This is a genomic window from Chelatococcus sambhunathii, from assembly GCF_001418005.1.
GTDB classification, from domain to species: domain Bacteria; phylum Pseudomonadota; class Alphaproteobacteria; order Rhizobiales; family Beijerinckiaceae; genus Chelatococcus_A; species Chelatococcus_A sambhunathii.
The window spans coordinates 31,131-54,807 of the sequence record NZ_LIOL01000001.1 but is presented as its reverse complement, the minus strand read 5'-3'; the positions used below and the strand labels follow the sequence as shown (position 1 = coordinate 54,807).

The following is a 23,677-nucleotide window of genomic DNA, read 5'->3' as shown; positions in this document are numbered from 1 at the left end:
GGCTGAAGGGCGGACGGCATGAAGCTCGACCTACTGGCGGCGATGAACGCGGAACGCGCCGCGCGGCGCGCCTGCGTGCTGGTGAGCGACCTCGACAGCGGCGAGCAGCGGCTGGTGGTCGAGGCGGCGCTCGGCGAGGATCCGCTGGCGCCGCTCCTCCTCGCGCAGCTGCGCTCGGGCAAGAGCGGCATGGTGGAGAGCGGAGGGCGCCGTCTGTTCCTGACGGTGCAGGCGCCGCCCATCCGCCTCGTCATCACCGGCGCCGTGCACATCAGCCAGGCGATGGTGCCGATGGCGCGCCAGCTCGGGCTCGACGCGGTGATCATCGATCCACGCACCGCCTTCGCGACGCCGGAACGCTTCCCCAATGTCCGTCTCGTGCCGGAATGGCCTGACGAAGCCCTGCCCCGGATCGGGCTCGACCGCTACACGGCCTTCGTCGCCCTGACGCACGATCCGAAGATCGACGATCCGGGGCTGTCGGCCGCCCTGCGCAGCGACTGCTTCTACATCGGCGCGCTCGGCTCCCGGAAGACGCATGCCAGACGCGTCGAGCGGCTGACGGAGGCCGGGTTCACGCCCGTGGACATCGGGCGCATCCACGCCCCCATCGGCCTGTCCATCGGCGCCGTCAGCCCGGCGGAGATCGCGCTTGCCATCCTCGCCGAGGTGGTGGCGAGCCTGAGGCAGGGGGACGGGGCATGAGGTTCGGCTCGCTCCGGGTCGTCGACGCCATCGGCGGCATCGCCGCTCACAGCGTGCGCGCCGGCGCGGTAGTGATCCGCAAGGGGCATCGCCTGACACGGGAGGATGCGCAGCGCCTGAAGGCCGCCGGCGTTTCTTCGCTGACTGTCGCGATGATGGAGCCCGGGGACGTCAACGAGGATGAGGCGGCGCACAGGCTCGCCTGCGTGGTCGCGGGCGAGGGGGTGCGCGTCGAGCATCCCTTCACCGGCCGATCCAACCTCTTCGCCGAATGGCCGGGCGTCTTCGTCGTCGAGGCCGAGGGCGTCGATGCCGTCAATGCGGTCAGCGAGGAGGTGACGCTGGCGACGCTGCCCGCCTTCAAGCCCGTGGTGGCGGGCGAGATGCTGGCGACGGTCAAGATCATTCCCTATGCGATTTCCGGCAACCTCCTGGAGCGGGCCGAGGCTGCCGCGCGCCACAGCGCGCCGATCCTGAAGGTACTGCCCTACCGGCTGACTTCCGTGGGAGTCATCTCAACGCGCCTGCCAGGGCTCAAGGAGAGTGTCATTGACAAGACGCTGCGCGTCCTCGCCGGGCGGCTGGCGCCCGCCGGGGCGGTCGTCGCATCGGACGAGCGCGTGGCGCATGACGAGGCGGCGCTGTGCGAGGCGGTGGCTGCCGTCGCGGAGCGGCCGGACATCGACATGGTCATCGTCTTCGGTGCCTCGGCCGTCGCCGACCGGCGGGACGTAGTGCCGGCGGCGATCACGGGCGCTGGCGGGATAGTCGATCATCTCGGGATGCCGGTCGATCCCGGCAATCTGCTGCTCGTCGGCCGGCTCGCCGGCAAACCCGTCCTCGGCGCGCCGGGCTGCGCCCGTTCACCGAAGGAGAACGGCTTCGACTGGGTGCTGCACCGGCTGCTCGCCGGTCTCTCCGTCACCTCCGCCGATATCATGCGGCTCGGCGTCGGCGGCCTGCTGATGGAGATCGTCTCGCGGCCGCAGCCGCGCGAGGGCGGCGAGCCGCAGCCCGAGGACAACGGCGCATGAGCGCGGTCGCGGCCATCGTGCTCGCGGCCGGCCGCTCCACCCGCATGGGCGCGGCGAACAAGCTGCTGTGCCCGGTCGATGGCGAGCCCATGGTGGCGCATGCCGTTGCCGCCGCGCTCGCCTCGCGCGCCCGTCCGGTCATCGTCGTGACGGGGCACGAGGCCGACGAGGTCGAGGCCGTGCTGCCGAAGGGCGTCACGGTCGTGCGCAACGCGGACCATGCGAGCGGCATCGCCGCTTCGCTGCGCTGCGGCCTCGCGGCGGTGCCGGATGAGGCGGGGGCGGCCGTCGTGCTCCTCGGCGATATGCCGCGCGTCGGCGCTGCCGCCATCGACACGCTGATTGCGCTCTTCGCGGAGGCGCCGCGGGTGGCCGCCGTGGCGCCGAGCTGGCAGGGGCAGCCGGGCAATCCGGTGCTGCTCGCGCGCCGGCTCTTCGCCGACGTGATGCAGCTCGTGGGCGATGAGGGCGCGCGCCGGCTGTTCGCCGGCCGCAGCGATGTCATGAATGTGGCGATGGATGATCCCGCCGTCGCCATCGACATCGACACGCCCGAGGCGCTGGCCGGATTGGCGGCCAACGAGGGCAGATAGCCGGACCTGTCACGCGAGTGTCATCGAAAAGAAGTGCATTGCGGTGCCTTACACCCGAGCGCTTCAATCGAGGACAACATGCGCCGACAGATGTTTCTCACGGCTCTCGCCGCCGCCCTGATGGCCGGCACGAGCGCGGCTGCCCTGGCCGAGCAGAGCTTCAACCGCATCGCCACCTTCCCGGTCGTCGCCAACCTGCCGGCGGATCGGGATGCGCAGAAGAAGAAGACGGTGGCCGAGATCATCGCCGCTTCCGAGGACGGCAACCTGCTCGTCTATACCGACTCGCCGCAGAACGCCGTCGGCTTCGTCGACATCACCGATCCGCGCCAGCCCAAGGCGGCCGGCTTCCTGCCCGTGGGCGGCGAGCCCACCTCGGTGACGGTCATCGGCGGCAAGGCCTTCGTCGCCGTCAACACGTCGAAGTCCTACAAGGAGCCGGACGGTGTCCTCGCCGTCGTCGACCTCGCTGCGAAAAACATCGAGGCGACCTGCGCCCTTGGCGGCCAGCCGGATTCGATCGCGGCGAGCCCGGACAAGGCCTTCCTCGCCATCGCCATCGAGAACGAGCGCGACGAAGAGTTGAACAAGAGCAAGCTGCCCCAGCTGCCGGCAGGCAACCTCACCATCCTGCCGGTGAAGGGTGGAGCGGTCGACTGCGCGGGCAAGAAGACGGTCGACCTCACCGGCCTTGCCGGGGTGGCGCCGGAGGATCCGGAGCCCGAGTTCGTCGCCGTCAACGGCCGCAATGAGGTGGTCGTCACCCTGCAGGAGAACAACCACATCGCCGTCGTCGATCTCGCCACGGCGAAGGTCGTCGGGCATTTGCCGGCCGGCACCGTGACTCTGGAGGCGATCGACACCAGGCGCGACAAGATCATATCCGCCACCGGCCGCCTCGAGAACGTGAAGCGCGAGCCCGACGCGGTGAAGTGGCTCGACGACGAGCGCTTCGTCACCGCCAACGAGGGCGATTACGAAGGCGGCTCGCGCGGCTTCACCATCTTCCGCAAGGACGGCACGGTGGAATACGACAGCGGCAACGCGCTCGAGCATCTCGCCATGCGCATCGGCCACTTCCCCGAGAAGCGCGCCGACAAGAAGGGCATCGAGCCCGAGGGCATCGAGGTCGCGCGCTACGGCGACGAGACGCTGATCTTCGTCGGCACGGAGCGGTCGTCCTTCGTCGCGGTCTATCGCGACGCCGGGCCGGGGCAGGCGCCGCAGTTCCTGCAGGTGCTGCCGTCGGGCATCGGCCCCGAAGGGCTGCTCGCCATCCCGCAGCGCAACCTCTTCGTCACGGCGAACGAGACCGACCTCGTCGAGGACGGCGGTCCGCGGGCGACGGTCATGATCTACGAGCGTAGCGAGGGGGCGCCGGTCTATCCGATGATCGCCTCCGCCGACGACGCGAAAGGCCTGCCCATCGCCTGGGGCGCGCTGTCGGGCCTCGCGGCGGACGGCGCGCAGCCGGGCAGACTCTTCGCCGTGACAGACAGCGCCTATGCCGAGGCGCGCATCCTCGAGATCGATGCTGCGAAGAAGCCGGCGGTGATAACGCGCGCCATCACGGTGACGCGCGACGGGGCGCCGGCCAAGGGGCTAGACATCGAGGGGATCGCCTGGCGTCCGGCCGGCGGCTTCTGGCTCGCGTCCGAAGGCAACCCGGAGAAGAAGGACGTTCCCACGCACAGCAGCCTGGTGCGCGTCGATGCCGAGGGTGCGGTCGTCGAGGAGGTGGCGCTGCCCGAGACGCTCGCCGCGGCAGCGACGCGGTTCGGCTTCGAGGGCGTCGCGGTCGTCGGCGAAGGCGCCGACGAGACGGTCTATGTCGCCGTGCAGCGCGAGTGGAAGGACGATCCCAAGGGCTTCGTGAAGATCCTCACCTACAAGCCGGCGACGAAGGCGTGGGGCGTCCTGCGCTACCCGCTCGACGCCGCGCCGAAGGGCTGGATGGGCCTGTCGGAGCTCACCTATGTCGGCAACGACACCTTCGCCGTCATCGAGCGCGACAACCAGTTCGGCGACAAGGCCGTCAAGACGCTGCAGGCCTTCTCCGTCAAGGGGCTGACGCCGGTGGAGGTCGGCGAGAAGGACGCGCCCGTGGTCGAGAAGCGCGTGTTGCGCGATCTGATGCCGGACCTCGCTTCGCCCAAGGGCTACGTGCTGGACAAGGTCGAAAGCTTCGCGGTCGATGCGGCGGGTGATGCCTTCATCATCACCGACAACGACGGGGTGGACGACGCCTCGGGCGAGACGGTGTTCCTCAATCTCGGCCGCTTCACGGTCAACTGATCAGGCGTGCCGGAAACAGGAAAGGCGCGGGATATGTCCCGCGCCTTTTTGCATGCGCGTATTTGCGGTCAGGCGGCGCGGCCGTCGACCGAGATGCGGCCGGCGCCGGCCGAGGCGATGGCAAGCAGACCGCCGGTGATCGCGACGTTCTTCCAGAAGTTGATCATCTGCTCGGGATCGACCCAGAACTGGTGGAAGAGAAGGGCGGAGAGCGCCGTGAACCCGGCCAGCGCGAGCGCGACGAGGCGCGTGTGCCAGCCGACGAGCAGCAGAAGGCCGCCGCCCAGTTCGACGAGGATGACGAGTGGGAGAAGAATGCCCGGCACGCCGGCCGATTCCATGTATCCCGCGGTGCCGGCGTAACCGGTGATCTTGTTGAACCCCGCCGGTATGAAGAGGACGGCAATCAGCACGCGTGCCAAAAGCAGTCCGAGCGCGTTCAACGATCCCATGTGCGGTTCCTTTCCGTTCGTCCGATTCTGTCGGAAAACGCGACGCCGACGGGAGCGACAATAGCTCATCTTGCGGGCGCTGAGCAGAATGACCGGTGCAAGCCGCGGCTTGCGACGATGCAAGAGTGGACGGAGGCGTGCGGGCAAGGAAAAGGCGCGGGAGCCGAAGCCCCGCGCCTTCCCGAAGCACGTCTCGCAATCTGGGCGGATGGACTTCCTCAGAAGTCCATGCCGCCACTTCGGCCGATCCAGTCGGCCGAAGCACTTGCCTCAGCTTGGGCGGATGGACTTCCTCAGAAGTCCATGCCGCCCATGCCACCGCCCGGCATGGCGGGCGCGGCCGCTTCCTTCTTCGGCTTCTCGGCGACCATGGCTTCGGTCGTGATCAGCAGGGCGGCGACGGAGGCGGCATCCTGCAGGGCCGTGCGCACGACCTTGGCGGGGTCGATGATGCCCTTCTTGAACATGTCGCCGTATTCGCCAGCCTGGGCGTCGAAGCCGAAGGCGTAGTCGCCCTTCTCCAGCACCTTGCCGACAATGAGCGAGCCGTCCTCGCCGGCATTGATGGCGATCTGGCGGGCGGGGGCCTGGATGGCGCGGCGTACGATCTCGATGCCGGTGCGCTGGTCGTCGTTCGCCGGGGTCAGGCCGTCGAGCGCCTTGACGGAGCGCAGCAGCGCGACGCCGCCGCCGGGCAGGACGCCTTCCTCGACCGCGGCCTTCGTGGCGTGCATGGCGTCGTCGACGCGATCCTTCTTCTCCTTCACTTCGACCTCGGTGGCGCCGCCGACGCGGATGACGGCCACGCCGCCCGCGAGCTTGGCAAGACGCTCCTGCAGCTTCTCACGGTCGTAGTCCGAGGTGGTCTCCTCGATCTGCGCCTTGATCTGCTGCACGCGGGCCTCGATGTCGGCCTTGGAGCCGGCACCGTCGACGATGGTGGTGTTCTCCTTCTCGATCACCACCTTCTTGGCCCGGCCGAGCATGTTGAGGGTGACGTTCTCGAGCTTGATGCCGAGATCTTCGGATATGGCCGTGCCGCCGGTCAGGATGGCGATGTCCTGCAGCATGGCCTTGCGGCGATCACCGAAGCCCGGCGCCTTCACCGCCGCGACCTTGAGGCCGCCGCGCAGCTTGTTGACGACGAGCGTGGCGAGCGCCTCGCCCTCGACGTCCTCGGCGACGATCAGGAGCGGCTTGGTGGACTGGACGACGGCCTCGAGGACCGGGAGCAGTTCGTTGAGCGAGGAGAGCTTCTTCTCGTGAATGAGGATGTAGGGATCCTCCAGCTCCGCGCGCATCTTCTCGGCGTTGGTGACGAAGTAGGGCGAGAGATAGCCGCGGTCGAACTGCATGCCCTCGACGACGTCGAGCTCGGTGGCAAGGCTCTTGGCCTCCTCGACCGTGATGACGCCCTCGTTGCCGACCTTCTGCATCGCCTCGGCAAGGAAGCGGCCAATCTCGGTGTCGCCGTTGGCCGAAATGGTGCCGACCTGGGCGATCTCGTCGTTGCTGGAGATCTTGCGAGCGTTCTTCTTGAGGTCGGCGACAATGGCCTCGACGGCCATGTCGATGCCGCGCTTGAGGTCCATCGGATTCATGCCGGCGGCGACCGACTTGGCGCCTTCCTTCACGATCGCCTGGGCGAGGACCGTGGCCGTCGTGGTGCCGTCACCGGCCAGATCGTTCGTCTTCGAGGCCACCTCGCGCACCATCTGCGCGCCCATGTTCTCGAACTTGTCCTCAAGCTCGATTTCCTTGGCGACCGTCACGCCGTCCTTCGTGATGCGCGGCGCGCCGAAAGACTTCTCGATCACCACGTTGCGGCCCTTCGGGCCCAGCGTCACTTTCACCGCATTGGCGAGAACGTCCACGCCGCGCAGCATCTTCTCGCGCGCGTCAGCCGAAAATTTTACGTCCTTGGCAGCCATAATCGTCACTCCCTGATAGACATGACTTCAGGCATCAGATGGGTTCATGCCAGAAGGGCCCCCTCAGGCGGCCTTCCTGCTCTGCGCGGTGCTCTCGATCACGCCCATGATGTCGCTCTCCTTCATGATGAGCAGATCCTGGCCGTCGATCTTCACCTCGGTGCCCGACCATTTGCCGAACAGCACGCGATCGCCGACCTTGACATCCGGGGCGACGATCTTGCCGTTGTCGTCACGCGCGCCGGGACCGACGGCGACGACCTCACCCTCCTGCGGCTTTTCCTTGGCCGTGTCGGGGATGATGATGCCGCCCTTGGTCTTCTCCTCGCTGTCGAGGCGACGGACGACCACGCGGTCGTGCAGCGGACGGAACTTCATCGCGAACCTCCTGAAATGGCTGATTCATTTTTCGATGTCGCCCGACGGCCCCGGATGGCAGCCGCCCGGCGCACCGGCGAGATAGGTGACGGGCGCGAAGCCCGCAAGGCCCTCGAAGCAAAATTTTGGCAGTCGCGCGCCGAGAGTGCCAGGGCATTGACGCCGGGGTTTGTCAGCAATCTGGCGTGACTGCTGCTAAGGCATTGGAAATAAACATATAATTCATAAATTATGCTTGAAAATGGATACCGCCATCGTTCACCATAGGCCCATTGCGACGAAGGAGGAGCCATGGTTTCGAGCGACTTCGTGAAGCAGGTGGCCGGCTACGGCCTGACCACCGCCACCATCCTCTACCGCATGCCGGATCATCCGCGCCTGCTGCAGACCTACATCTGGCAGGACTACGACATGGCGCCGCGCTTTCCGGAACTACACCGTTTCCTGGAATTCTGGCAGAGGAAGCTGGAGGGGCCGCTTCATTCGGTGACCGTTGCTCACAGCCGGCTTATCAAGCCGGCGGAGCTCAGGCTCGTGGACGGCATGGTGAGCCTGCACTGAGCGGCAAGGCGACTGCGCGGGCCGCATACCCGCTGGCCGTGCCCCCGTCCGGCGCCCCCTTGGCCGGGGGGCAGCAGTGAGATAGGAATGCGACCTCACAAACTGAGGCCCGGTCCTACCTCGTGTCGACGCTGCCCCGTACCTCCGCCGTCCTCCATGCACTCACGGTCGGCGAGGGCGAATACCTGACCGTCGACGAGATCCTGCAGACCTTGCGCCAGCAGGCCTTTGCCCTGCTCGTCGTGGTGCTGGGCCTGCCGAACTGCCTGCCGATGCCGCCGCCGATCCCGCTCATCTGCGGTTTCGTGCTCGCCTTCGTGGCGCTGCAGATGGCGCTTGGCCGGCAGGCGCCGTGGCTGCCGCGACAGCTGTTGCGCAAGTCCGTCGCGCGGGCCGACGTCTCGCGGGCCGTCGAACGGGCCATGCCCGTCCTGCGCCGGCTGGAGCGCATGTCGCGGCCGCGCCTGCAGTTCTTCGCCACGCAGCCCGGCATGCGGGCAATGGGCCTCGTCCTGCTCGTCGTGGCGCTGGGGCTGCTCGTCTCCGCGCCGTTCATCGGTCAGATACCGCTCGGCCTCGCGGCTTGCCTCATCGGTCTCGGCCTCGTGGAGCGCGACGGCATCGTTATCATTCTCGGCATGACCGCAGGCGCCTTCGGCATCGGCCTCAGCCTCGGCTTCATCGTCGCGATCGTCAGCGGCATCGCCGCACTCGTCGGCTACGCCTGACGTTCGGCAGGCGGGGGCGGCCGCGCTCTCAGGCGACGGCGCCGGTGCGGCCCTTGTCGGGCTCGATGCCGAGCAGCCGGTCGATCGCATCGGCCGGGACGGGTTTCGAGAACAGGTAGCCCTGCAGTTCGTGACAGCCGAGCGCCTGCAGGAAGCGGTGCTGCTCGCTTGTCTCCACGCCCTCTGCCGTCACGGTGAGGCCAAGCGCCCGGCCGAGATGGACGACGGAATGCACGAGGATGGCCGATTCCCCTGTCGTCTCCATGCTCTCGAGGAACGAGCGGTCGATCTTGATCTTGTCGAAGGCGAAGCGGCGTAGGTAGATCAAGCTCGAATAGCCGGTGCCGAAATCGTCGAGCGCGAGGCGCACGCCGCGGGCCCGCAGTTCCATCATGGCATCTTCGGCCGCGTCCGCATCGTCCATGACGACGCCTTCGGTGACCTCCAGCTCGACGCGCGTCGGATCGATGTCCGCCGTTTCGATGATGGTCATGACGCTGGAGACAAAGTCGCGCTGGCGGAACTGGATGGGCGAGACATTGACGGCGATGCGCAGGCCCGGCCAGCGCTTGGCGTCCTCGCAGGCCTTGCGCAGCACCCATTCGCCGAGCGGGATGATGAGGCCGCGCTCCTCCGCGATGGCGATGAACTGCTGCGGCGGGATCATGCCGTGCTGGGGATGCGGCCAGCGCACCAGCGCCTCGACCCCGACGATCTCCTCGCCGTTCGCCTTGTACTGGGGCTGGTAGTGCAGTTCGAGCTCGTCGGCGAGGATGGCCGCGCGCAGATCATCCTCCACCACCTTGCGCAGGCGCAGCGCCTCGTCCATCTGGCGCTCGAAGAAGCTGTAGCGGTTGCGGCCGCCGTTCTTGGCCTGGTAAAGCGCCGTGTCGGCGAGCCGCATCAGCGTCTCGCGTTCGGTCCCGTTGCGCGGACTCAACGCCACACCGATCGAGACGCCGATGGTGACGGAGCCACCGGGCACCTCGCAAGGCATGGTCAGGGCGTCGAGAATGCGCCGCGCCAGCGCTTCCGCGTCGCGCGGGTCCTTGACGTCCGTCTGGATGATGGCGAATTCGTCGCCGCCGAAGCGGGCAAGCGTGTCCGCGCCGCGCAGGAGGTTGGACAGGCGCCGCGCGACGATGCGGATGAGCATGTCTCCCGCCTCGTGGCCGTAGGTGTCGTTGACATCCTTGAACCGGTCGAGGTCAAGGAACATCACGGCGAGGCCCTCGTCGGAGCGCTTGATGCGGGCGAGTTCCTGGTCGAGACGCATGCCGAAGAGCAGACGGTTGGGCAGGCCGGAAAGGGAATCGTGGCCCGCCAGTCGCTGCACCTGCTCCTGACGCCGGTTGAGTTCGATCAACTGGCCGCGCACATGCAGCAGGATGCCGGCGGCAAAGGCGAGTGTCAGCAGCGCGATGGCGCCGATGGCGGTGAGCGCCTGGCTGTTGATGAGGGCGCTCGGCAGCGACGATTGCCAGACGAGGAAGGCGGGGCCACGGTCCGTGGCGTCGTCGACGGCGATGGCGCCTCCCCGGTGCGGCCCGTTGCTGGCCGTGAGGCGCAGTTCCTGCAGGCCGAGCGGACCGGCGATCTCCGCCAGGGCCCGCGCATCGAGCTCGCTGGCACCGACAACGATATGCGGACTTTCGTTGCTGATCGTCGTCGCGGCCACCACATAGGCGCTCCAGCCGTCGTGCACGATGCGGGTCGCGCCGCTCGTCACTGCGGTGCCGGCATGGAGTGGTAGTTCGCTGATCTCCTTCTGCCGCACGTCACGGGCGACGGCATCGAAGATCACTTGTCGCGCATCGAAGTCATGCTGGCCCGCCACCCGTCCGCCAACGCTGCCGAAGAGCACGGAATTGTCCGTGTCGAGCAGGAAGATCGCCCATTGCCGGGTGAGGCTCTTGTTCTCGGACGTGAGGATGGCCGCCGTGCCGACGGGATCGACCGGGGGGCGGCTCACCTTGGCCTCGGCCAGAGTCGTCGCGAAGGCGCGCAGGCGTTCGAGCGTGTGCTGGCGCAGATCGTTCAGCGCAAGGGTCACGCGAGCGCGTTCGTCCTGCATGGCCGCCTGGTCGAGCGTGCGGCTCATCCACCAGAACACGCTGCCCGAGAGCAGCAGGATCAAGAGGATCAGCGCCGCCATCGGCCACACGAGGCGCGTGGCGACGGTCGTGGGGGAAGGGAAGCCTTTCACGGGCAAGCGTGCGGATCCTCGCGCTCGAAGCGGGTGCCCCACCGTGCCGCACGTTCCTTTAAATCAAGTTTCCTTTTCTGTCGCCTGCGCGGTTTTCTCACTCCAGCAGCCCCAGCCCGCGAAAGCTCGCGTGGCCGTCGCGACCGACGATGATGTGATCGTGCACCATGACGCCGAGCGGCTCGGCAATCTCGCCGATGGTCCGCGTCATCTTGATGTCGGCGGACGAGGGCGTCGGATCGCCTGACGGGTGATTGTGCACGAGGATGATTGCCGTTGCCGAAAGTTCGAGCGCCCGCTTGACGACCTCGCGCGGATAGACCGGCGTATGGTCGACGGTGCCGGTCTGCTGCAGTTCGTCGGCGATCAGGCCGTTGCGCTTGTCGAGGAAGAGGACGCGGAAATGCTCCTTGTCCGCGAAGGCCATGGCCGTGCGGCAATAATCGATGACGGCGTTCCAAGAGGAGAGCAGGGGGCGCTTGGCAACGGCGCCGCGCGTGATGCGCCGGGCCGCGGCCTCGACGATCTTGAGGTCGGTGACGACGCTGTCGCCGATGCCTTCGACCTCGGCGAGGCGCGAGGGCGGCGCCGCGAGCACCTCGGCGAAGGACCCGAAGCGCCGGATCAGCTCCTTCGCCAGCGCCTTCACGTCCCGCCGCGGGATCGAGCGGAACAGCACGAGCTCGAGCAGTTCGTAGTCGGCGAGCGCGGCTTCTCCAGCCTCCCGGAAACGGCTGCGCAGCCGCTCGCGGTGGCCATGGTAGTGGGGCGTGTCCTCGGCGTCGCCGACGGTGGTCATGCAGGCGTCTTGTAGGGGGGCTGATGATAGCCCTTGGGGGAGAGCGTGAAGATCTCGACGCCGGTTTCGGTGACGCCGACGGTATGTTCGAACTGCGCCGAGAGCGAACGGTCGCGCGTGACCGCGGTCCACCCGTCGGACAGGACCTTCACGTGCGGACGACCGAGATTGATCATCGGCTCGATGGTGAAGATCATGCCCGGCTTCAGCGGCACGCCTTCGCCGCGCCGGCCGAAGTGCAGGATGCTCGGCTGCTCGTGGAAGGAGCGGCCGACGCCATGGCCGCAGAAGTCGCGCACCACGGAGCAGCGCTCGCCCTCGGCATATTCCTGGATGACCGCGCCGATGTCGCCCGTCGTCGCGCCGGGGCGCACGACGGCGATGCCGCGCATCATGGCCTCGTAGGTCACCTCCATGAGGCGCTGGGCGCGGCGAGGAACCTCGCCGACGGGGTACATGCGGCTCGAATCGCCGTACCACCCATCGACGATGAAGGTCACGTCGATGTTGACAATGTCGCCTTCGCGCAACGGCTTCTCGTCCGGCTGGCCGTGGCACACCACGTGGTTGATCGATGTGCAGCACGAATGGCGGTAGCCGCGATACATCAGCGTCGCCGACAGGGCGCCGTGGTCCATGGCGAACTGGAACACCATCCGGTCGATTTCGGCGGTCGTGACGCCGGGGGCCACGTGGTCGGCCAGCATGTCGAGGCACTCGGCAACGAGGCGGCCGGCCTTGCGCATGCCCTCGAAACCCTCGGGGCCATAATAGACGATATTGTTGGCGCGGCGCGGCGCAAGTTCGCTGTCGAGATCTACCATGTCGCTTGTCCGGGGCGCCCCCGCGCCCGATCACTGCCCCAATCTATTGATCAAAGCCGCCGACGCAAGGGATGGCGCGAAAGGCGCGGGTGATGTCGGCGCTGGCGCCGGCGGGCGGTGACGTGTATGGCAAGAGCAAGACGAAACGGGCGGCGCCCTTCCCGAACACGCCGCGATCCCAGGACGATGACGATCAGCTCCTTCAACGATACCGAACCCTTCGGCCGCTTCGCGCCCAGGTCGCTGGCCCGGACGATGATCGAGATGACGCGCAGCCTGCCGGAAAGCTGGCTGGGCAAGCGCGCCGCCTATGGCCTCAGGCGGCTCGTGATCAACCGTCTCGACGGCGCGCCGGTCGATGTCGAGACGCTGGGGGCGCGCATGCGCCTCTACCCCTACGACAACGTCTGCGAAAAGAAGATCCTGTTCACGCCGCAGTTCTTCGACCGGCAAGAGCGGGCGCTCCTTGCCGAGCGCATCGGCGACGGCTTCGTCTTCATGGACGTGGGGGCGAATGTCGGCGCCTATGCGCTCTTCGTGGCGGCGCTCGCGGGCCCGCGTGCACGCATTCTCGCCGTCGAGCCGCAGCCCGACATCTTCGAGCGCCTGGTCTTCAACATCAGCCTCAATCCTTTCGGGACTATCAAGGCGGTGGCTTGCGCCGTCGCGGACCGGGCGGGCGAACTGACGCTCTTTCTCGACCACGAGAACCGCGGCGAGTCGAGCGTCAAGATCGTCGGCTCCGGCACCGCCAAGTCGGTGCGCGTACCGGCGACGACGCTGGCCGACCTCGCGCGCGAGGAGGGGTTCGAGCGCATCGATGCCATCAAGCTCGACGTCGAGGGAGCGGAGGATCTGATCCTCGAGCCATTCCTGCAGCATGCGTCGCCGTCGCTCTTTCCGCGGCTCGTCATCCTGGAGGATGGCAGCGGGCGCTGGCAGATCGACCTGCCTGCGCTGTTGCGCGAGAAGGGTTACAAGCTCCTCGTCAAGACGCGGATGAATTTCGTCTTCGAGCGGTCGTGAGCCGTCATTTCTTACCGCGCGTTTCCTGATCGAGCTTGAGGCACTCGTAGAGCTCGACATAGCTCGGCAGGTCGGCGCCACGTGTCTCCGAGAGGCATTCGTCGCGCTGGACCGCGGGGAAGCTCGCCCATTCCTTCTCCAGCGTGGCGTGGGTGCCGTTCTCCTGCGCCATACAGCCGTCGAAGGCCGCCTGGTCGAACTGCCGGCTCTGGCCGAGCGCGTCGGCGGTGGCGGCGTCGCGGCAGCTGCGCTCGACGTCGAGAGCCGGTGGCCCGTCCGCCGCGAGGCTCTGCTGCAGGCCGAGGACAAGAAGCGGAACGGCGAGAAAAGCAAGATGGGCGGGCAGCATCGTTGACCCCCAGCATGACGGCCGTCGAGGCGAGGGCGACGGTCCGCGTGCCGCAGCATAGCGCAACAGAGGAACGGCCGTTAGTCCGGCGGATCAGACGAGGATGGGCAGCGGCGTCTCGGCGACGATGCCGGCCGGCGTCACGCGGCAGGCGAGCGCATAGGCCTCGACGCCGCGTGCGCGGGCCCGCGCAAAGGCGCGGGCATAGGCAGGGTCGAGATCGGCGGCGAGCGTGAAGGCCTCCGCCTCCATCTGGACGATGAACAGCATCGCGGCGCGCGCGCCGGTTTCCACCATGTCGCCGAGCTCCTCGAGATGCTTGGCGCCGCGGGCGGTGACGCAATCCGGGAATTCGGCGAGGCCGGGCCGGCGCATCAGATGGACGTTCTTGACTTCGACGTAGCAGGGCGGGCGCCCATCCGCCTCGAGCAGGATGTCGACGCGGCTCGTCCGGCCGTACCTGACCTCGCGCCGCAGGCGCTCGTAACCCGCGAGTCGCGGAATGAGCGCGGCCGCGATCGCCTCTGCGGCAAGGAGGTTGGGATGACCCGTGTTGATGCCGACGAGTTGCGGCCCGCGCCAGCCGAAGTCCACCTCGACCAGCTCCCAGGAGAGCGGCAGCTTGCGTGCCGGATTGGCCGAACGCGAGAGGGAGACGCGGCTCCCGGGTGTCAGGAGGCCGAGCATGGCGCCGGGATTGGCGCAATGGACGGTGACGATGTCGTCTTCGCGAAGTGCGATATCGGCGAGAAAGCGCTTGTAGCGGCGCAGGAGGCGCCCTTCGGCGAGGGGGCTGTCAAACTGCATCGACTCCTCCGGCTGGACGGCCGGCAGGTAGCAGCGCCATGCCTCCGCGACAAGCCGGCGGGCAGCTTTGCTCTTGATCTTGCCCCGCCATGCCGCGAAAACCCCTTCCGACGGCGGCGGGTGATGCCATAAAGCCGGGCGAGGGAGACATGCATGGCGGCAGCAGCACAGGGCCCGGTGACGGCGGCGGTTCTCGTCATCGGTGACGAGATCCTGTCCGGACGCACCAAGGACAAGAACATCGGCTATATCGCCGACTATCTCACCGCCATCGGCATCGACCTGCGCGAGGTGCGCATCGTGCCGGACGCGGAAGCGGAGATCGTCGCCGCGGTCAACGCGCTCAGGGCCCGCTACGACTATCTCTTCACCACCGGCGGCATTGGGCCGACGCATGACGACATCACGGCGGACAGCGTCGCCAAGGCCTTCGGCGTCGGCATCGGCGAGGACCCGCGCGCCATCGCGATGCTCCTCGAACGCATCAGGCCGGAGGACCTCAACGAAGCGCGCCGGCGCATGGCGCGCATCCCGCACGGGGCCGAGCTCATCGCCAATCCCGTTTCCAAGGCGCCGGGCTTCCGCATCGGCAACGTCATCGTCATGGCGGGCGTGCCCGCCATCATGCAGGCGATGCTCGACGAGGTGGCGCCGACGTTGAGCACCGGGCGGCGCATGCTCTCGGCCACCATCCGTGCCGACGCGAAGGAGGGCGACATCGCCGCGCCGCTGAAGGCGATCGCCGACGCCCATCCCGACGTCTCCATCGGCAGCTATCCCTTCTCCGAAGATGGCCGCTTCAATACCAACATCGTCGTGCGCAGTCGCGATGCGGCGCGCCTCGAAGCCGTCCGCGCCGCCGTGGCCGAGATGGTCGCGCGGCTCCACGCGGCGTCCTGACGTTCGATACCAGAGGCAAGACCCATGTCGCCCACCTCCGAAAAGGCCTTTCCCGTCTCCTGGGACCAGTTCCACCGCGATGCGCGCGCGCTCGCCTGGCGCTTGCACGGCGCCGGGCCCTTCGAGGCTATCGTCTGCATCACGCGCGGCGGCCTCGTGCCTGCGGCGGTCGTGGCACGCGAACTCGAGATCCGCCTCATCGAGACGGTCTGCATCGCGAGCTACCACGACTACCAGAACCAGGGCGAGCTGATTGTCCTCAAGGAGATCGATCCGAAGATCCGTGCGCTCGGCGATGGCAGCGGTGCAGGAGTGCTCGTCGTGGACGACCTCGTCGACACGGGCAAGACGGCGCGCATGGTGCGGCAGATGCTGCCCAAGGCGCATTTCGCCACCGTCTATGCCAAGCCGCAGGGCCGGCCGGTGGTCGATACCTTCGTCACCGAGGTGTCGCAGGACACCTGGATCTACTTCCCCTGGGACATGGGCCTCACCTTCCAGCCGCCGATCCGCAACGGCGCGTCCGGCTGAGCCTCAGGCGAGCACCAGCGCCGCAAGGGCGGCGAGGACGAGCCACTGCAGCATCGAGGCGCGCCGGAAGAGCGCGAGCGCGCGGCGGATGTCGGCGGCCGTCGCCTCGGCGCGGCCGTTTCCCATGAAGGCGTCCTCGACGCGCGTCGTGCCGTAGATGCGCGGGCCGGCGAGCCTGAGGCCGAGCGCGCCCGCCATGGCGGCTTCCGGCCAGCCGGCATTGGGCGAGCGATGGCGGCGGGCGTCGCGGCGCACGGCGGCGATCGCCGCACGCGCATCGGCGCCGCGCGTCAGCGCCGCCGCGAGCACGAGAAAGAGAGCTGTCAGGCGCGAGGCCGGCAGGTTGACGAGATCATCGAGGCGGGCCGCGGCCCAGCCGAAGGCGGCATGCCTCTCGGTCTTGTGGCCGATCATGCTGTCGGCCGTGTTGACGGCCTTGTAGGCCGCAGCCCCGGGCAAACCCGCCACGGCCAGCCAGAAGACCGGCGCGACGACGCCATCCGAAAAGTTCTCGGCGAGGCTTTCGATGGCGGCGCGGGCGACGCCCGCCTCGTCGAGCGTTTCGGGGTTGCGGCCGACGATCATGGCCACTGCCCGGCGCCCGCCGTGGAGCCCCTCCGTTTCCAGTCCGACGGCGACGGCCGCGACATGCTCGTGAAGGCTGCGCTGTGCAACGAGGCTCGATGCGACAGCGGCGACCGCGACGAGTGCCAGCGGACCCAGGAGGCCCAGCAATGCCTCCTGCAGGAGGAGGGCGGGGATTGCCGCAGCAGCGACGATGACGAGAAGGGCGATAACGCCCCCGGCGCGCCGCGTGGTAAATGATTCGTTCTGCCTGTTGAGATGCCGGTCGAGCCATGCGATGAGCAGTCCCAGCCAGGTCACGGGATGGCCGGCGACACGGAAGAGGGCGCGCGGATAACCGGCAATCGCCTCAAGAGCGACGGTGAGCGCGGCGAGGGGAAGGGCAAACGTGAGATCCATGACGGAGCATGCCGATAGCATGGCTCAGCCCGGCAGCCGAGACGGCATTGTGCACGGTGGGGACCTCGGCGTGGCGCGCCGGCTGTTCCCGGCCGCGCCGCAGCCGTGGCTCGACCTGTCGACGGGCATCAATCCGCATCCGTTTCCATTGCCGTCGCTCGCGGCGGACTGCTGGACCCGCCTGCCGGAGGAAGGGGAGCGGCGGCAGCTGGAGGCGAAGGCGGTCGCGGCCTATGGTGTTGCGCCGCAGGCCCGTTGCGTTGCGGCGCCGGGCACACAGGCGCTCATCCAGCTGCTGCCGCGCCTGCGTCCGCGCGGCCGCGTCGCGGTTCTCGGCCCGACCTACGGCGAACACGTCACGGCGTGGCAGGCGGCGGGGCATGACGTGCGCGTCACCGCGAGCGTGGATGATCTTGCCGCCTCGGACGTGGCGGTGATCGTCAATCCCAACAACCCGGATGGGCACACGTTGCCGCCGGCCGCGATCGTCGCCCTTGCCGGGCGCATGCGCCACTGGGACGGTCTCGTCATCGTCGACGAGGCTTTCGCCGATGTGATGCCGCAGGTGAGCTGTGCCGGGCTGCTCGACGCCGCCGCGCCGATCCTGCTGCTGCGCTCCTTCGGCAAGGCCTACGGCCTCGCCGGGGTGCGCCTCGGCTTTGCCATCACGGTCGACGAGGCGCTGGCCGGGCAGATCCGGCAGGAACTCGGCCCGTGGGCCGTTCCCGGCCCGACGCTGGCCGTCGGGCTTGCGGCGCTTGGCGACCGCGTCTGGATCGAGGCCATGCGGCACCGGCTCGCGAGCGATGCGGCTCGGCTCGACACGCTGCTGGCCGGCCCGGAGCTTGCGGTCGTCGGCGGCACGCCGCTCTTCCGGCTGGTCGAGACGAGCCGCGCCGGGGCGCTGTTCGAGCATCTGGGCGCACGCGGTATCTACGTCCGCCGCTTCGACCAGGCGCCGAACCGCCTACGCTTCGGCCTGCCGGGGGATGAAGCGGCCTGGACCCGCCTTGCCACCGCCCTTGCACAATTTCCGCAGCGAAGGGCCTCGAAGCGCGCGTGAGCCGGGTTGCGCCCGCTCCCGGCGGGCGGTAACCCTCGCCGCATGCGGACGTGGCGAAACTGGTAGACGCAAGGGACTTAAAATCCCTCGGGCTTGCCCGTGCGGGTTCGATCCCCGCCGTCCGCACCAGACTGACCGCGCCCTCACACGGGCGTGACATCGCGCCTTCGTGACAGCCGGTCCGTCCCCGCCGGCCTATCCTTGCGCCGCACGATCCGACAGCGGCCGCGTCCCGCCTCGTGGGGCCGGCCGGAACCTGGGTGGGACGATGATGAGCCGCAGGAACATTCTGGGGGGAGGCGCACTGGCCGCGGGAGCGGCTGCGGTCGGACGCCTCTTCGGCGCCCGCGAGGAAGCGAAGGCCGCGGGGCGCTTTCCCGTCGAGAAGAGTGACGAGGAGTGGCGGGCGCAGCTCACGCCGGCGCAATATGACGTCCTGCGCAAGCATGGCACCGAGCGAGCCGGGACGAGCCCGCTCAACGGCGAGAAGCGCGCCGGCATCTATCATTGCGCCGGCTGCGGGCAGGCCGTGTTCTCCTCCTCGACGAAGTTCGAGAGCGGCACGGGCTGGCCGAGCTTCTATGCACCCATTGCAGGAGCGGTCGGCACGTCGGAGGACCGCAGCTTCTTCATGACCCGCACCGAGGTGCATTGCAGCCGTTGCGGTGGCCATCTCGGCCATGTCTTCGACGACGGGCCGCCGCCGACGGGCCTGCGCTATTGCATGAACGGTGTCGCCATGACCTTCACGCCGTCGTAGGCTCGATCATTTCCGACCGGTGGTGGCGACATGCGCTCCTTTGCTCTCGGTCCCCTCTTTCTTAGCCTGGCCCTCGTTTTCGGCGCCCCGGCAGCGGCTGTTGCGCAAGACGGGGAGGGCGGCGCGAGCGCCATCTTCGCCGGCGGCTGCTTCTGGTGCATGGAGCCGCCCTTCGACGCCGTGCCGGGCGTGACGGCGACGATCTCCGGCTATATCGGCGGGCGAACGCCGAACCCGACCTATAACGAAGTCTCCTCGGGCCGGACCGGCCACAAGGAGGCGGTGAGGGTGGTGTACGACCCTTCGCGCGTCACCTACGAGCAATTGCTCGCCATCTTCTGGCGCAACATCGATCCCCATGACGCGCGGGGCCAGTTCTGTGACAGGGGCGACCAGTATACCTCGGCGATCTTTGTCGCCTCGCCCGAGCAGCGCCAGGCGGCCGAGGCCTCGCTCAGGGCGGTGAGCGCGCGGCTCAACGGGCGCGTCGTCACCGAGATCCTGCCGGCCGCGACCTTCCATCCGGCCGAGGATTACCACCAGAACTATTACCGCAAGAACGCGGCAAAATATAAGTATTACCGCTTCGCCTGCGGCCGCGACCGGCGGCTCGAGGAGGTGTGGGGCCCGGCCTCCTGATCCCTTCAGGCCGCGCTCAACCGGGCGTCGCGCCGCTGCGGTGGCTCCCATCCGTAAAGCCAGGCGTAGCGCGCCAGCATCGCCTCGCCGCTCAGGCGCGACATGACGAGGTTGCGCATGAGCGAGAGCGGGGCCGGCATGTGGTAGACGCGCCCGTTCTCGCGTGCCGCCTGCTGCACGCGCACGGCCCGCGCCTGTCGGGCGGTCTCGTAGGCGCGCAAGGCGGCTGGTACATCGTCCGGCTTGCTGGCGAGGGCATCGGCGAGAACGGCCGCATCCTCGATGGCGAGCGCGCCGCCCTGGGCGAGGAAGGGCAGCACCGGGTGGGCTGCATCGCCGAGGAGTGTGACCGGTCCTCGGCCCCAGGGGCGCGGCGGCGGCAGGTCGAAGAGGGACCACACGCGCCAGTCGAGCGGCCGGGCTGCGATGGCGCTGAGCGTGGGCACGGCGCGGCCGAGGTGCTGCGCCACATCGGCCTCATGGGCCTTGCTGTTCCACTCGTTCACCGAGCCATTCGCCCGTGCGACGAGGACGATATTGACCAGGCGGCCGCGGCTGACCGGATAGTGAACGAGGTGCATGCCGCGGCCGAGCCACAGCCCCGTGACGTTGCCGGCCATCTCCTCCGGCACTTCGCCGGCCGGGATGGTGGCGCGCCAGGCGGCATAGCCGCGATAGACGGGCTTGCGTTTGTCCCCGAGCGCCGCGCGCACCGATGACCAGATGCCGTCGGCGCCGACGGCGAGGCCGGCCTCACGCTCCTCGCTCGCGCCGCCGGCGGTCTCGACGGCGAGGCGCGCCTTGTTCCCATCGACCGTGACCGCGGTGACCTTGCGGCCGACGGCCATGCGGATATTCGGCTCGCCGCGCGCGGCGTCGAGCAGCAGGGTGTGCAGGTCGGCTCGGTGGATCACCCAATAGGGCGCGCCGAAGCGCGCGCGCATCGCCTCGCCAAGGGGCATCGTCGCAAGCCGGCGGCCGGACGACAGCGAGCGGACGACCAACTCATCGGGCGTCACCGCATGGCGTGCGAGCGCCGGGGCGAGGCCAAGCGCGACGAGCACGCGGCTGGCATTGGGCGAGAGCTGGATGCCCGCACCAGCCTCCTCGAGCGTGGTGCGCCGCTCGAGCAGCGTGACGGCTCGGCCCTGGCGGGCGAGAAGGAGTGCCGCGGTCAGGCCGCCGATGCCGGCGCCGACGACGACGGCCGGTGGCGTGCTCTCAGGCATGATCGGGCTCCGCGGGCCTCAGGCGGCCGTTGCGGCTTCCGCGTGCCACAGGCAGTCGGCCGGCTCGCTTTCCTCGGCCTTGAGCGTTGCCTTGTAGCGGTAGAGCGTCGAGCAATAGGGGCAGACGATCTCGTTGTCGTCGCCCATGTCGAGGAAGACGTGGGGATGGTCGAAGGGCGGCTTGGCCCCGATGCACATGAACTCGTGCACGCCGACGTGGATGACGGCGACGCCCGTATCATTGTGGAAGTGGGGGACGGATTTCGCGGCCATTGCCCTTGACCTCATCTTGGCGGATCAGCGATTTGCGGCGCACCATAGAGCATGGCGCGAAAAAGTGGAGACCGGTTTTTCGCCTGCGACCTGCGACAAATGAATAACCTGTCGCTTGCCCAGCGCTGGCCGACCCCCGCCCGCGGCATGCGTTCACCCGATGGAAACCCGTGGCCGCTATGGGTGGGGGCTGCAGAGCGAGAGAGACATGCATTTCTTCAGTTCCGACGGCGTCCGCCTCGCCTATGTCGACGTCCCCGCGCACGAGGGCGAGGGGCGCCCCGTCATCCTGGTGCACGGCTTCGCCTCGAACCATTCGGTCAACTGGGTGAACACGCTGTGGACGACGACGCTGGCGCGCGCCGGGCGGCGCGTCATCGCGCTCGACAACCGCGGCCACGGGCAGAGCGAGAAGCTCTACGAGCCGTCCGCCTATCATTCCGACGTCATGGCCGAGGACGTGCGGCGGCTGATGGACCATCTCGACCTCGCCGAGGCGGATGTCGTCGGCTATTCCATGGGCGCGCGCATCACGGCGCATCTCGCGCTGCGCCATCCGGGCCGCGTGCGCTCGGCCGTGCTCGGCGGACTCGGCATTCATCTCATCCAGGGCGTCGGCCTGCCGCTCGGCATCGCCGATGCGATGGAGGCGCCTTCGCTCGATGGGCTGAGGGATCCGATGCAGCGCCTGTTCCGCGCCTTCGCGGAGCAGACGAAGAGCGACCTCAAGGCGCTCGCAGCCTGCATCCGCGGTTCGCGCCAGACATTGACACGCGAGGAGGTAGGTAGGATCGCGGTGCCGGTGCTCGTCGCCGTCGGCACCAACGATCCCATCGCCGGCTCGCCGCATGAGCTTGCAGCGCTCCTGCCACATGGCCGGGCGCTCGACATTCCCGGTCGGGATCACAACCTTGCGGTGGGCGACAAGGTGCACAAGCAGGGCGTCGTCGCGTTCCTCGCCGAGCAGGACGAGGCGTGAGGGCAAGAAGCGGAATCTTCTGAATCGCTTGCCGGGGGAAGCTCAGGTGGCGATTCCGGCGCTTGAGAAACGGATTCAGCGGCCTCGCGTATTGAATCCGGAACTTGAGAAATTGAATCAGCTGATGGCCGTGTGGCTCGCAAGCCGATTCAGCGGACGATGCCAAGGTCCTGAGCGGGAATGGTTTTTGCAAGCAGCGGCAGAACCTTGTGGCGGATCAGGCTGGCGAGAGGCCAGCGGTCGGCCTCGTGCAAGGGGAGCCATGACAGTTCCGCGATTTCGGCAGCGGCGCGCGGCGTGCCTGTGAGGTGCACGGCAAAGAGATGGGCGATGACATCGGTGTCCGGCTCGTTGGCGGCGGGCGCCGTGAAGACGCCGAGCGAGTGGAGGGTGCCGGGCTGCGGTGCGACGCTGAGTTCCTCGGCGAGCTCGCGCGCGAGGGCGGCCTCCGGCGCTTCGCCGGGTTCGATCTTGCCGCCGGGCTGGATGAAGATGTCGCTGCCGTGCTTGCGCACGAGGAGAAGGCGCCCCTTTTCGTCGCGCACGGCCGCCACGGCGATCCTGAGACACTTGCGGTTCGTCACCGTCCTCACCTCATCGTCCGGTGAACTGCGGGGATCGTTTGCCCAGGAAGGCGGCACAGCCTTCAGCATAATCGGCGCTGGCGAAGCAGGCATCCGCCAGGGCCTGGAGGTCGTTCGGCGTGCCAGCGCCAGGCAGGCCCGCAGCCGTGGCGACGGCCGCCTTCGCGGCGCGGATGGTCAGCGGCGCATTCACGGCGATGGTCTCGGCAAGACCTGCGGCCGCGCGCTCGATGTCGCCGGCGGGCACCACCTTCTGGACGAGGCCGAGGGTGAGCGCCTCCGCCGCCTCGATGCGGCGGGCGGTGAAGATGAGGTCCTTGGCGGCGGCCGCGCCGATGGCGGCGACAATCATGCCCATGCCGGCCGGCGGATAACCGACGCCGAGCCGTGCGGCGGGAATGGCGAAGACGGCATCGTCGGCGGCAATGCGCAGGTCGCAGGCCAGCGCGATGCCGAGCCCTCCGCCGAGGCAGAAGCCGCGGATCAGGGCCAGCACCGGCTTCGGACAGGCGGCGACGGCCTCGAAGGCGGCGAGATTCGCCGCCTCGTAGGCGCGCCCGCCCTCCGGGCTCGCGCGGAGAGAGCCGAACTCGCCGATGTCGGCGCCGGCTGTGAAGGCGACGTCGCCCGCGCCGCGGATGATGACGACGCGCACGTTGTCGTCGGCACCGAGGGTCGCCATGACCTGCGGGAAGGCGCGCCAGGTGGCGAAATCGATGGCGTTGCGGCGCGCCTCGTTATCGATGGTCATTGTGGCGATGCCGGAGGCGACCGACAGGCGCAGGCTGTGGGAGGCGACGGGGGATGGCATCGGCAGGTCCTCGCTCACTGATCCTGGCTTGCATATCGGGCCGACTCGGCGGTTCGAACGATCATATAGGCTGACGCTCCTGCGGCGCGATCCGCGCGATATCCTCCGCGCGCTCGAGGCGGCGAACCGGTGACCTGCCGCTCGCGTCCTGCGACGATACAATCTGCCGCGCGACCCTTCCGCATGCCCCTTGGCGTGCCGACCATGGCGCCCTAACTTAAGCGCACCTTGCGGTG

At 68.4% G+C, this 23,677-nt stretch carries 26 protein-coding genes and 1 tRNA gene; 14 read left to right on the top strand and 13 right to left on the bottom strand.

Annotation, left to right across the window (positions count from 1 at the left end; genetic code table 11):
• Nucleotides 1-18: 18 nt before the first annotated feature.
• From ASC46_RS00325 to ASC46_RS00310, 4 genes are all read left to right on the top strand, one after another.
• Entirely contained in the window at nt 19-705 is a 687-nt protein-coding gene (locus ASC46_RS00325) for an XdhC family protein (protein WP_055457321.1), read from the top strand.
• On the top strand, nt 702-1,739 hold the full coding sequence (locus tag ASC46_RS21650) for a molybdopterin-binding protein (RefSeq protein ID WP_055457320.1): 1,038 nt from the start codon (nt 702-704) through the stop codon (nt 1,737-1,739). Before ASC46_RS00325 ends, ASC46_RS21650 begins: the two co-directional genes overlap by 4 nt.
• Nucleotides 1,736-2,332 carry a nucleotidyltransferase family protein gene (locus ASC46_RS21645; protein WP_055457319.1) on the top strand — a complete coding sequence of 199 codons (597 nt, stop codon included), beginning with the start codon at nt 1,736-1,738 and terminating at the stop codon, nt 2,330-2,332. Before ASC46_RS21650 ends, ASC46_RS21645 begins: the two co-directional genes overlap by 4 nt.
• A 78-nt stretch (nt 2,333-2,410) precedes the next feature.
• On the top strand, nt 2,411-4,627 hold the full coding sequence (locus ASC46_RS00310) for an esterase-like activity of phytase family protein (RefSeq protein WP_055457318.1): 2,217 nt from the start codon (nt 2,411-2,413) through the stop codon (nt 4,625-4,627).
• 68 nt (nt 4,628-4,695) lie between these two features.
• Here the strand turns inward: ASC46_RS00310 and ASC46_RS00305 are convergent, their stop codons facing one another.
• From ASC46_RS00305 to groES, 3 genes are all read right to left on the bottom strand, one after another.
• Nucleotides 4,696-5,079, bottom strand: a complete 384-nt coding sequence (locus ASC46_RS00305; protein WP_055457317.1) for a DoxX family protein — start codon at nt 5,077-5,079, stop codon at nt 4,696-4,698.
• A gap of 293 nt (nt 5,080-5,372) precedes the next feature.
• Complete coding sequence (groL, locus tag ASC46_RS00300; protein WP_055457316.1) at nt 5,373-7,010, bottom strand: chaperonin GroEL; 1,638 nt, start codon at nt 7,008-7,010, stop codon at nt 5,373-5,375.
• Nucleotides 7,011-7,073: 63 nt separating this feature from the next.
• The gene (gene groES / locus ASC46_RS00295) at nt 7,074-7,388 is read right to left on the bottom strand and encodes a co-chaperone GroES (protein WP_019401251.1); all 315 of its coding nucleotides are present in this window, start codon (nt 7,386-7,388) and stop codon (nt 7,074-7,076) included.
• A gap of 291 nt (nt 7,389-7,679) precedes the next feature.
• Between groES and ASC46_RS00290 the strand changes: the two genes are divergently transcribed.
• Nucleotides 7,680-7,949: an usg protein gene (locus tag ASC46_RS00290; RefSeq protein ID WP_055457315.1), complete on the top strand. Its 270-nt coding sequence runs from the start codon at nt 7,680-7,682 to the stop codon at nt 7,947-7,949.
• Between the two features lie 122 nt (nt 7,950-8,071).
• Nucleotides 8,072-8,677, top strand: coding sequence for an exopolysaccharide biosynthesis protein (locus tag ASC46_RS00285; protein WP_055457314.1), 606 nt, complete (start codon nt 8,072-8,074; stop codon nt 8,675-8,677).
• Nucleotides 8,678-8,705: 28 nt separating this feature from the next.
• Here the strand turns inward: ASC46_RS00285 and ASC46_RS00280 are convergent, their stop codons facing one another.
• From ASC46_RS00280 to map, 3 genes are all read right to left on the bottom strand, one after another.
• On the bottom strand, nt 8,706-10,883 hold the full coding sequence (locus tag ASC46_RS00280; RefSeq protein WP_245280448.1) for a putative bifunctional diguanylate cyclase/phosphodiesterase: 2,178 nt from the start codon (nt 10,881-10,883) through the stop codon (nt 8,706-8,708).
• 97 nt (nt 10,884-10,980) lie between these two features.
• Complete coding sequence (radC, locus tag ASC46_RS00275) at nt 10,981-11,682, bottom strand: RadC family protein (RefSeq protein ID WP_055457312.1); 702 nt, start codon at nt 11,680-11,682, stop codon at nt 10,981-10,983.
• On the bottom strand, nt 11,679-12,506 hold the full coding sequence (gene map / locus ASC46_RS00270) for a type I methionyl aminopeptidase (protein ID WP_055457311.1): 828 nt from the start codon (nt 12,504-12,506) through the stop codon (nt 11,679-11,681). Before map ends, radC begins: the two co-directional genes overlap by 4 nt.
• Before the next feature lie 186 nt (nt 12,507-12,692).
• Between map and ASC46_RS00265 the strand changes: the two genes are divergently transcribed.
• Complete coding sequence (locus ASC46_RS00265; protein WP_055457310.1) at nt 12,693-13,532, top strand: FkbM family methyltransferase; 840 nt, start codon at nt 12,693-12,695, stop codon at nt 13,530-13,532.
• 4 nt (nt 13,533-13,536) lie between these two features.
• On the opposite strand, the gene ASC46_RS00260 is transcribed toward ASC46_RS00265, so the two are convergent.
• Both ASC46_RS00260 and sfsA read right to left on the bottom strand, forming a co-directional pair.
• The gene (locus ASC46_RS00260) at nt 13,537-13,881 is read right to left on the bottom strand and encodes a hypothetical protein (protein WP_055457309.1); all 345 of its coding nucleotides are present in this window, start codon (nt 13,879-13,881) and stop codon (nt 13,537-13,539) included.
• A 93-nt stretch (nt 13,882-13,974) separates the two neighbouring features.
• Entirely contained in the window at nt 13,975-14,688 is a 714-nt protein-coding gene (gene sfsA / locus ASC46_RS00255) for a DNA/RNA nuclease SfsA (protein ID WP_055457308.1), read from the bottom strand.
• Between the two features lie 153 nt (nt 14,689-14,841).
• On the opposite strand from sfsA, the gene ASC46_RS00250 reads away from it, so the two are divergent.
• On the top strand, nt 14,842-15,588 hold the full coding sequence (locus tag ASC46_RS00250) for a competence/damage-inducible protein A (RefSeq protein WP_055457307.1): 747 nt from the start codon (nt 14,842-14,844) through the stop codon (nt 15,586-15,588).
• Between the two features lie 24 nt (nt 15,589-15,612).
• Nucleotides 15,613-16,119: a xanthine phosphoribosyltransferase gene (gpt, locus tag ASC46_RS00245; RefSeq protein ID WP_055457306.1), complete on the top strand. Its 507-nt coding sequence runs from the start codon at nt 15,613-15,615 to the stop codon at nt 16,117-16,119.
• A 3-nt stretch (nt 16,120-16,122) separates the two neighbouring features.
• Here the strand turns inward: gpt and cbiB are convergent, their stop codons facing one another.
• On the bottom strand, nt 16,123-17,103 hold the full coding sequence (gene cbiB, locus ASC46_RS00240; protein WP_055457305.1) for an adenosylcobinamide-phosphate synthase CbiB: 981 nt from the start codon (nt 17,101-17,103) through the stop codon (nt 16,123-16,125).
• A gap of 19 nt (nt 17,104-17,122) precedes the next feature.
• Here cbiB and cobD point away from each other — a divergent pair, with 19 nt between their 5' ends.
• From cobD to msrA, 4 genes are all read left to right on the top strand, one after another.
• Nucleotides 17,123-18,166, top strand: a complete 1,044-nt coding sequence (cobD, locus tag ASC46_RS00235) for a threonine-phosphate decarboxylase CobD (RefSeq protein WP_425349077.1) — start codon at nt 17,123-17,125, stop codon at nt 18,164-18,166.
• A 44-nt stretch (nt 18,167-18,210) separates the two neighbouring features.
• A tRNA-Leu gene (locus tag ASC46_RS00230) sits at nt 18,211-18,295 on the top strand.
• Between the two features lie 139 nt (nt 18,296-18,434).
• Nucleotides 18,435-18,926, top strand: coding sequence for a peptide-methionine (R)-S-oxide reductase MsrB (gene msrB, locus ASC46_RS00225; protein WP_082464643.1), 492 nt, complete (start codon nt 18,435-18,437; stop codon nt 18,924-18,926).
• Nucleotides 18,927-18,956: 30 nt separating this feature from the next.
• Nucleotides 18,957-19,565 (top strand): peptide-methionine (S)-S-oxide reductase MsrA, encoded by a 609-nt coding sequence (gene msrA, locus ASC46_RS00220; protein WP_055457303.1) that lies wholly within the window; start codon nt 18,957-18,959, stop codon nt 19,563-19,565.
• A 5-nt stretch (nt 19,566-19,570) separates the two neighbouring features.
• On the opposite strand, the gene ASC46_RS00215 is transcribed toward msrA, so the two are convergent.
• Together ASC46_RS00215 and ASC46_RS00210 are read right to left on the bottom strand one after the other, a co-directional pair.
• A complete protein-coding gene (locus ASC46_RS00215; RefSeq protein WP_055457302.1) occupies nt 19,571-20,794 on the bottom strand; it encodes an FAD-dependent monooxygenase in 1,224 nt (407 codons plus the stop codon).
• Nucleotides 20,795-20,812: 18 nt separating this feature from the next.
• Nucleotides 20,813-21,067: a zinc-finger domain-containing protein gene (locus ASC46_RS00210; RefSeq protein ID WP_055457301.1), complete on the bottom strand. Its 255-nt coding sequence runs from the start codon at nt 21,065-21,067 to the stop codon at nt 20,813-20,815.
• Nucleotides 21,068-21,275: 208 nt separating this feature from the next.
• On the opposite strand from ASC46_RS00210, the gene ASC46_RS00205 reads away from it, so the two are divergent.
• Nucleotides 21,276-22,046 carry an alpha/beta fold hydrolase gene (locus tag ASC46_RS00205; protein ID WP_055457300.1) on the top strand — a complete coding sequence of 257 codons (771 nt, stop codon included), beginning with the start codon at nt 21,276-21,278 and terminating at the stop codon, nt 22,044-22,046.
• Between the two features lie 149 nt (nt 22,047-22,195).
• On the opposite strand, the gene ASC46_RS00200 is transcribed toward ASC46_RS00205, so the two are convergent.
• Both ASC46_RS00200 and ASC46_RS00195 read right to left on the bottom strand, forming a co-directional pair.
• A complete protein-coding gene (locus ASC46_RS00200; protein WP_072249416.1) occupies nt 22,196-22,630 on the bottom strand; it encodes an NUDIX hydrolase in 435 nt (144 codons plus the stop codon).
• A gap of 10 nt (nt 22,631-22,640) precedes the next feature.
• On the bottom strand, nt 22,641-23,441 hold the full coding sequence (locus tag ASC46_RS00195; protein ID WP_055457298.1) for an enoyl-CoA hydratase: 801 nt from the start codon (nt 23,439-23,441) through the stop codon (nt 22,641-22,643).
• Nucleotides 23,442-23,677 lie beyond the last annotated feature (236 nt).

What these genes read in the sequence shown, in the direction of transcription:
- groES (WP_019401251.1), bottom strand. Translation starts at nt 7,388, where the DNA reads ATGAAGTTCCGTCCGCTGCACGACCGCGTGGTCGTCCGTCGCCTCGAC.
- map (WP_055457311.1), bottom strand. Translation starts at nt 12,506, where the DNA reads ATGGTAGATCTCGACAGCGAACTTGCGCCGCGCCGCGCCAACAATATC.
- groL (WP_055457316.1), bottom strand. Translation starts at nt 7,010, where the DNA reads ATGGCTGCCAAGGACGTAAAATTTTCGGCTGACGCGCGCGAGAAGATG.
- cobD (WP_425349077.1), top strand. Translation starts at nt 17,123, where the DNA reads ATGGCTCAGCCCGGCAGCCGAGACGGCATTGTGCACGGTGGGGACCTC.
- ASC46_RS21650 (WP_055457320.1), top strand. Translation starts at nt 702, where the DNA reads ATGAGGTTCGGCTCGCTCCGGGTCGTCGACGCCATCGGCGGCATCGCC.
- ASC46_RS00250 (WP_055457307.1), top strand. Translation starts at nt 14,842, where the DNA reads ATGGCGGCAGCAGCACAGGGCCCGGTGACGGCGGCGGTTCTCGTCATC.
- ASC46_RS00210 (WP_055457301.1), bottom strand. Translation starts at nt 21,067, where the DNA reads ATGGCCGCGAAATCCGTCCCCCACTTCCACAATGATACGGGCGTCGCC.
- gpt (WP_055457306.1), top strand. Translation starts at nt 15,613, where the DNA reads ATGTCGCCCACCTCCGAAAAGGCCTTTCCCGTCTCCTGGGACCAGTTC.
- radC (WP_055457312.1), bottom strand. Translation starts at nt 11,682, where the DNA reads ATGACCACCGTCGGCGACGCCGAGGACACGCCCCACTACCATGGCCAC.
- ASC46_RS00290 (WP_055457315.1), top strand. Translation starts at nt 7,680, where the DNA reads ATGGTTTCGAGCGACTTCGTGAAGCAGGTGGCCGGCTACGGCCTGACC.
- ASC46_RS00310 (WP_055457318.1), top strand. Translation starts at nt 2,411, where the DNA reads ATGCGCCGACAGATGTTTCTCACGGCTCTCGCCGCCGCCCTGATGGCC.
- ASC46_RS00260 (WP_055457309.1), bottom strand. Translation starts at nt 13,881, where the DNA reads ATGCTGCCCGCCCATCTTGCTTTTCTCGCCGTTCCGCTTCTTGTCCTC.
- sfsA (WP_055457308.1), bottom strand. Translation starts at nt 14,688, where the DNA reads ATGCAGTTTGACAGCCCCCTCGCCGAAGGGCGCCTCCTGCGCCGCTAC.
- ASC46_RS00265 (WP_055457310.1), top strand. Translation starts at nt 12,693, where the DNA reads ATGACGATCAGCTCCTTCAACGATACCGAACCCTTCGGCCGCTTCGCG.
- msrB (WP_082464643.1), top strand. Translation starts at nt 18,435, where the DNA reads ATGATGAGCCGCAGGAACATTCTGGGGGGAGGCGCACTGGCCGCGGGA.
- ASC46_RS00325 (WP_055457321.1), top strand. Translation starts at nt 19, where the DNA reads ATGAAGCTCGACCTACTGGCGGCGATGAACGCGGAACGCGCCGCGCGG.
- ASC46_RS00305 (WP_055457317.1), bottom strand. Translation starts at nt 5,079, where the DNA reads ATGGGATCGTTGAACGCGCTCGGACTGCTTTTGGCACGCGTGCTGATT.
- ASC46_RS00205 (WP_055457300.1), top strand. Translation starts at nt 21,276, where the DNA reads ATGCATTTCTTCAGTTCCGACGGCGTCCGCCTCGCCTATGTCGACGTC.
- msrA (WP_055457303.1), top strand. Translation starts at nt 18,957, where the DNA reads ATGCGCTCCTTTGCTCTCGGTCCCCTCTTTCTTAGCCTGGCCCTCGTT.
- cbiB (WP_055457305.1), bottom strand. Translation starts at nt 17,103, where the DNA reads ATGGATCTCACGTTTGCCCTTCCCCTCGCCGCGCTCACCGTCGCTCTT.
- ASC46_RS21645 (WP_055457319.1), top strand. Translation starts at nt 1,736, where the DNA reads ATGAGCGCGGTCGCGGCCATCGTGCTCGCGGCCGGCCGCTCCACCCGC.
- ASC46_RS00195 (WP_055457298.1), bottom strand. Translation starts at nt 23,441, where the DNA reads ATGCCATCCCCCGTCGCCTCCCACAGCCTGCGCCTGTCGGTCGCCTCC.
- ASC46_RS00215 (WP_055457302.1), bottom strand. Translation starts at nt 20,794, where the DNA reads ATGCCTGAGAGCACGCCACCGGCCGTCGTCGTCGGCGCCGGCATCGGC.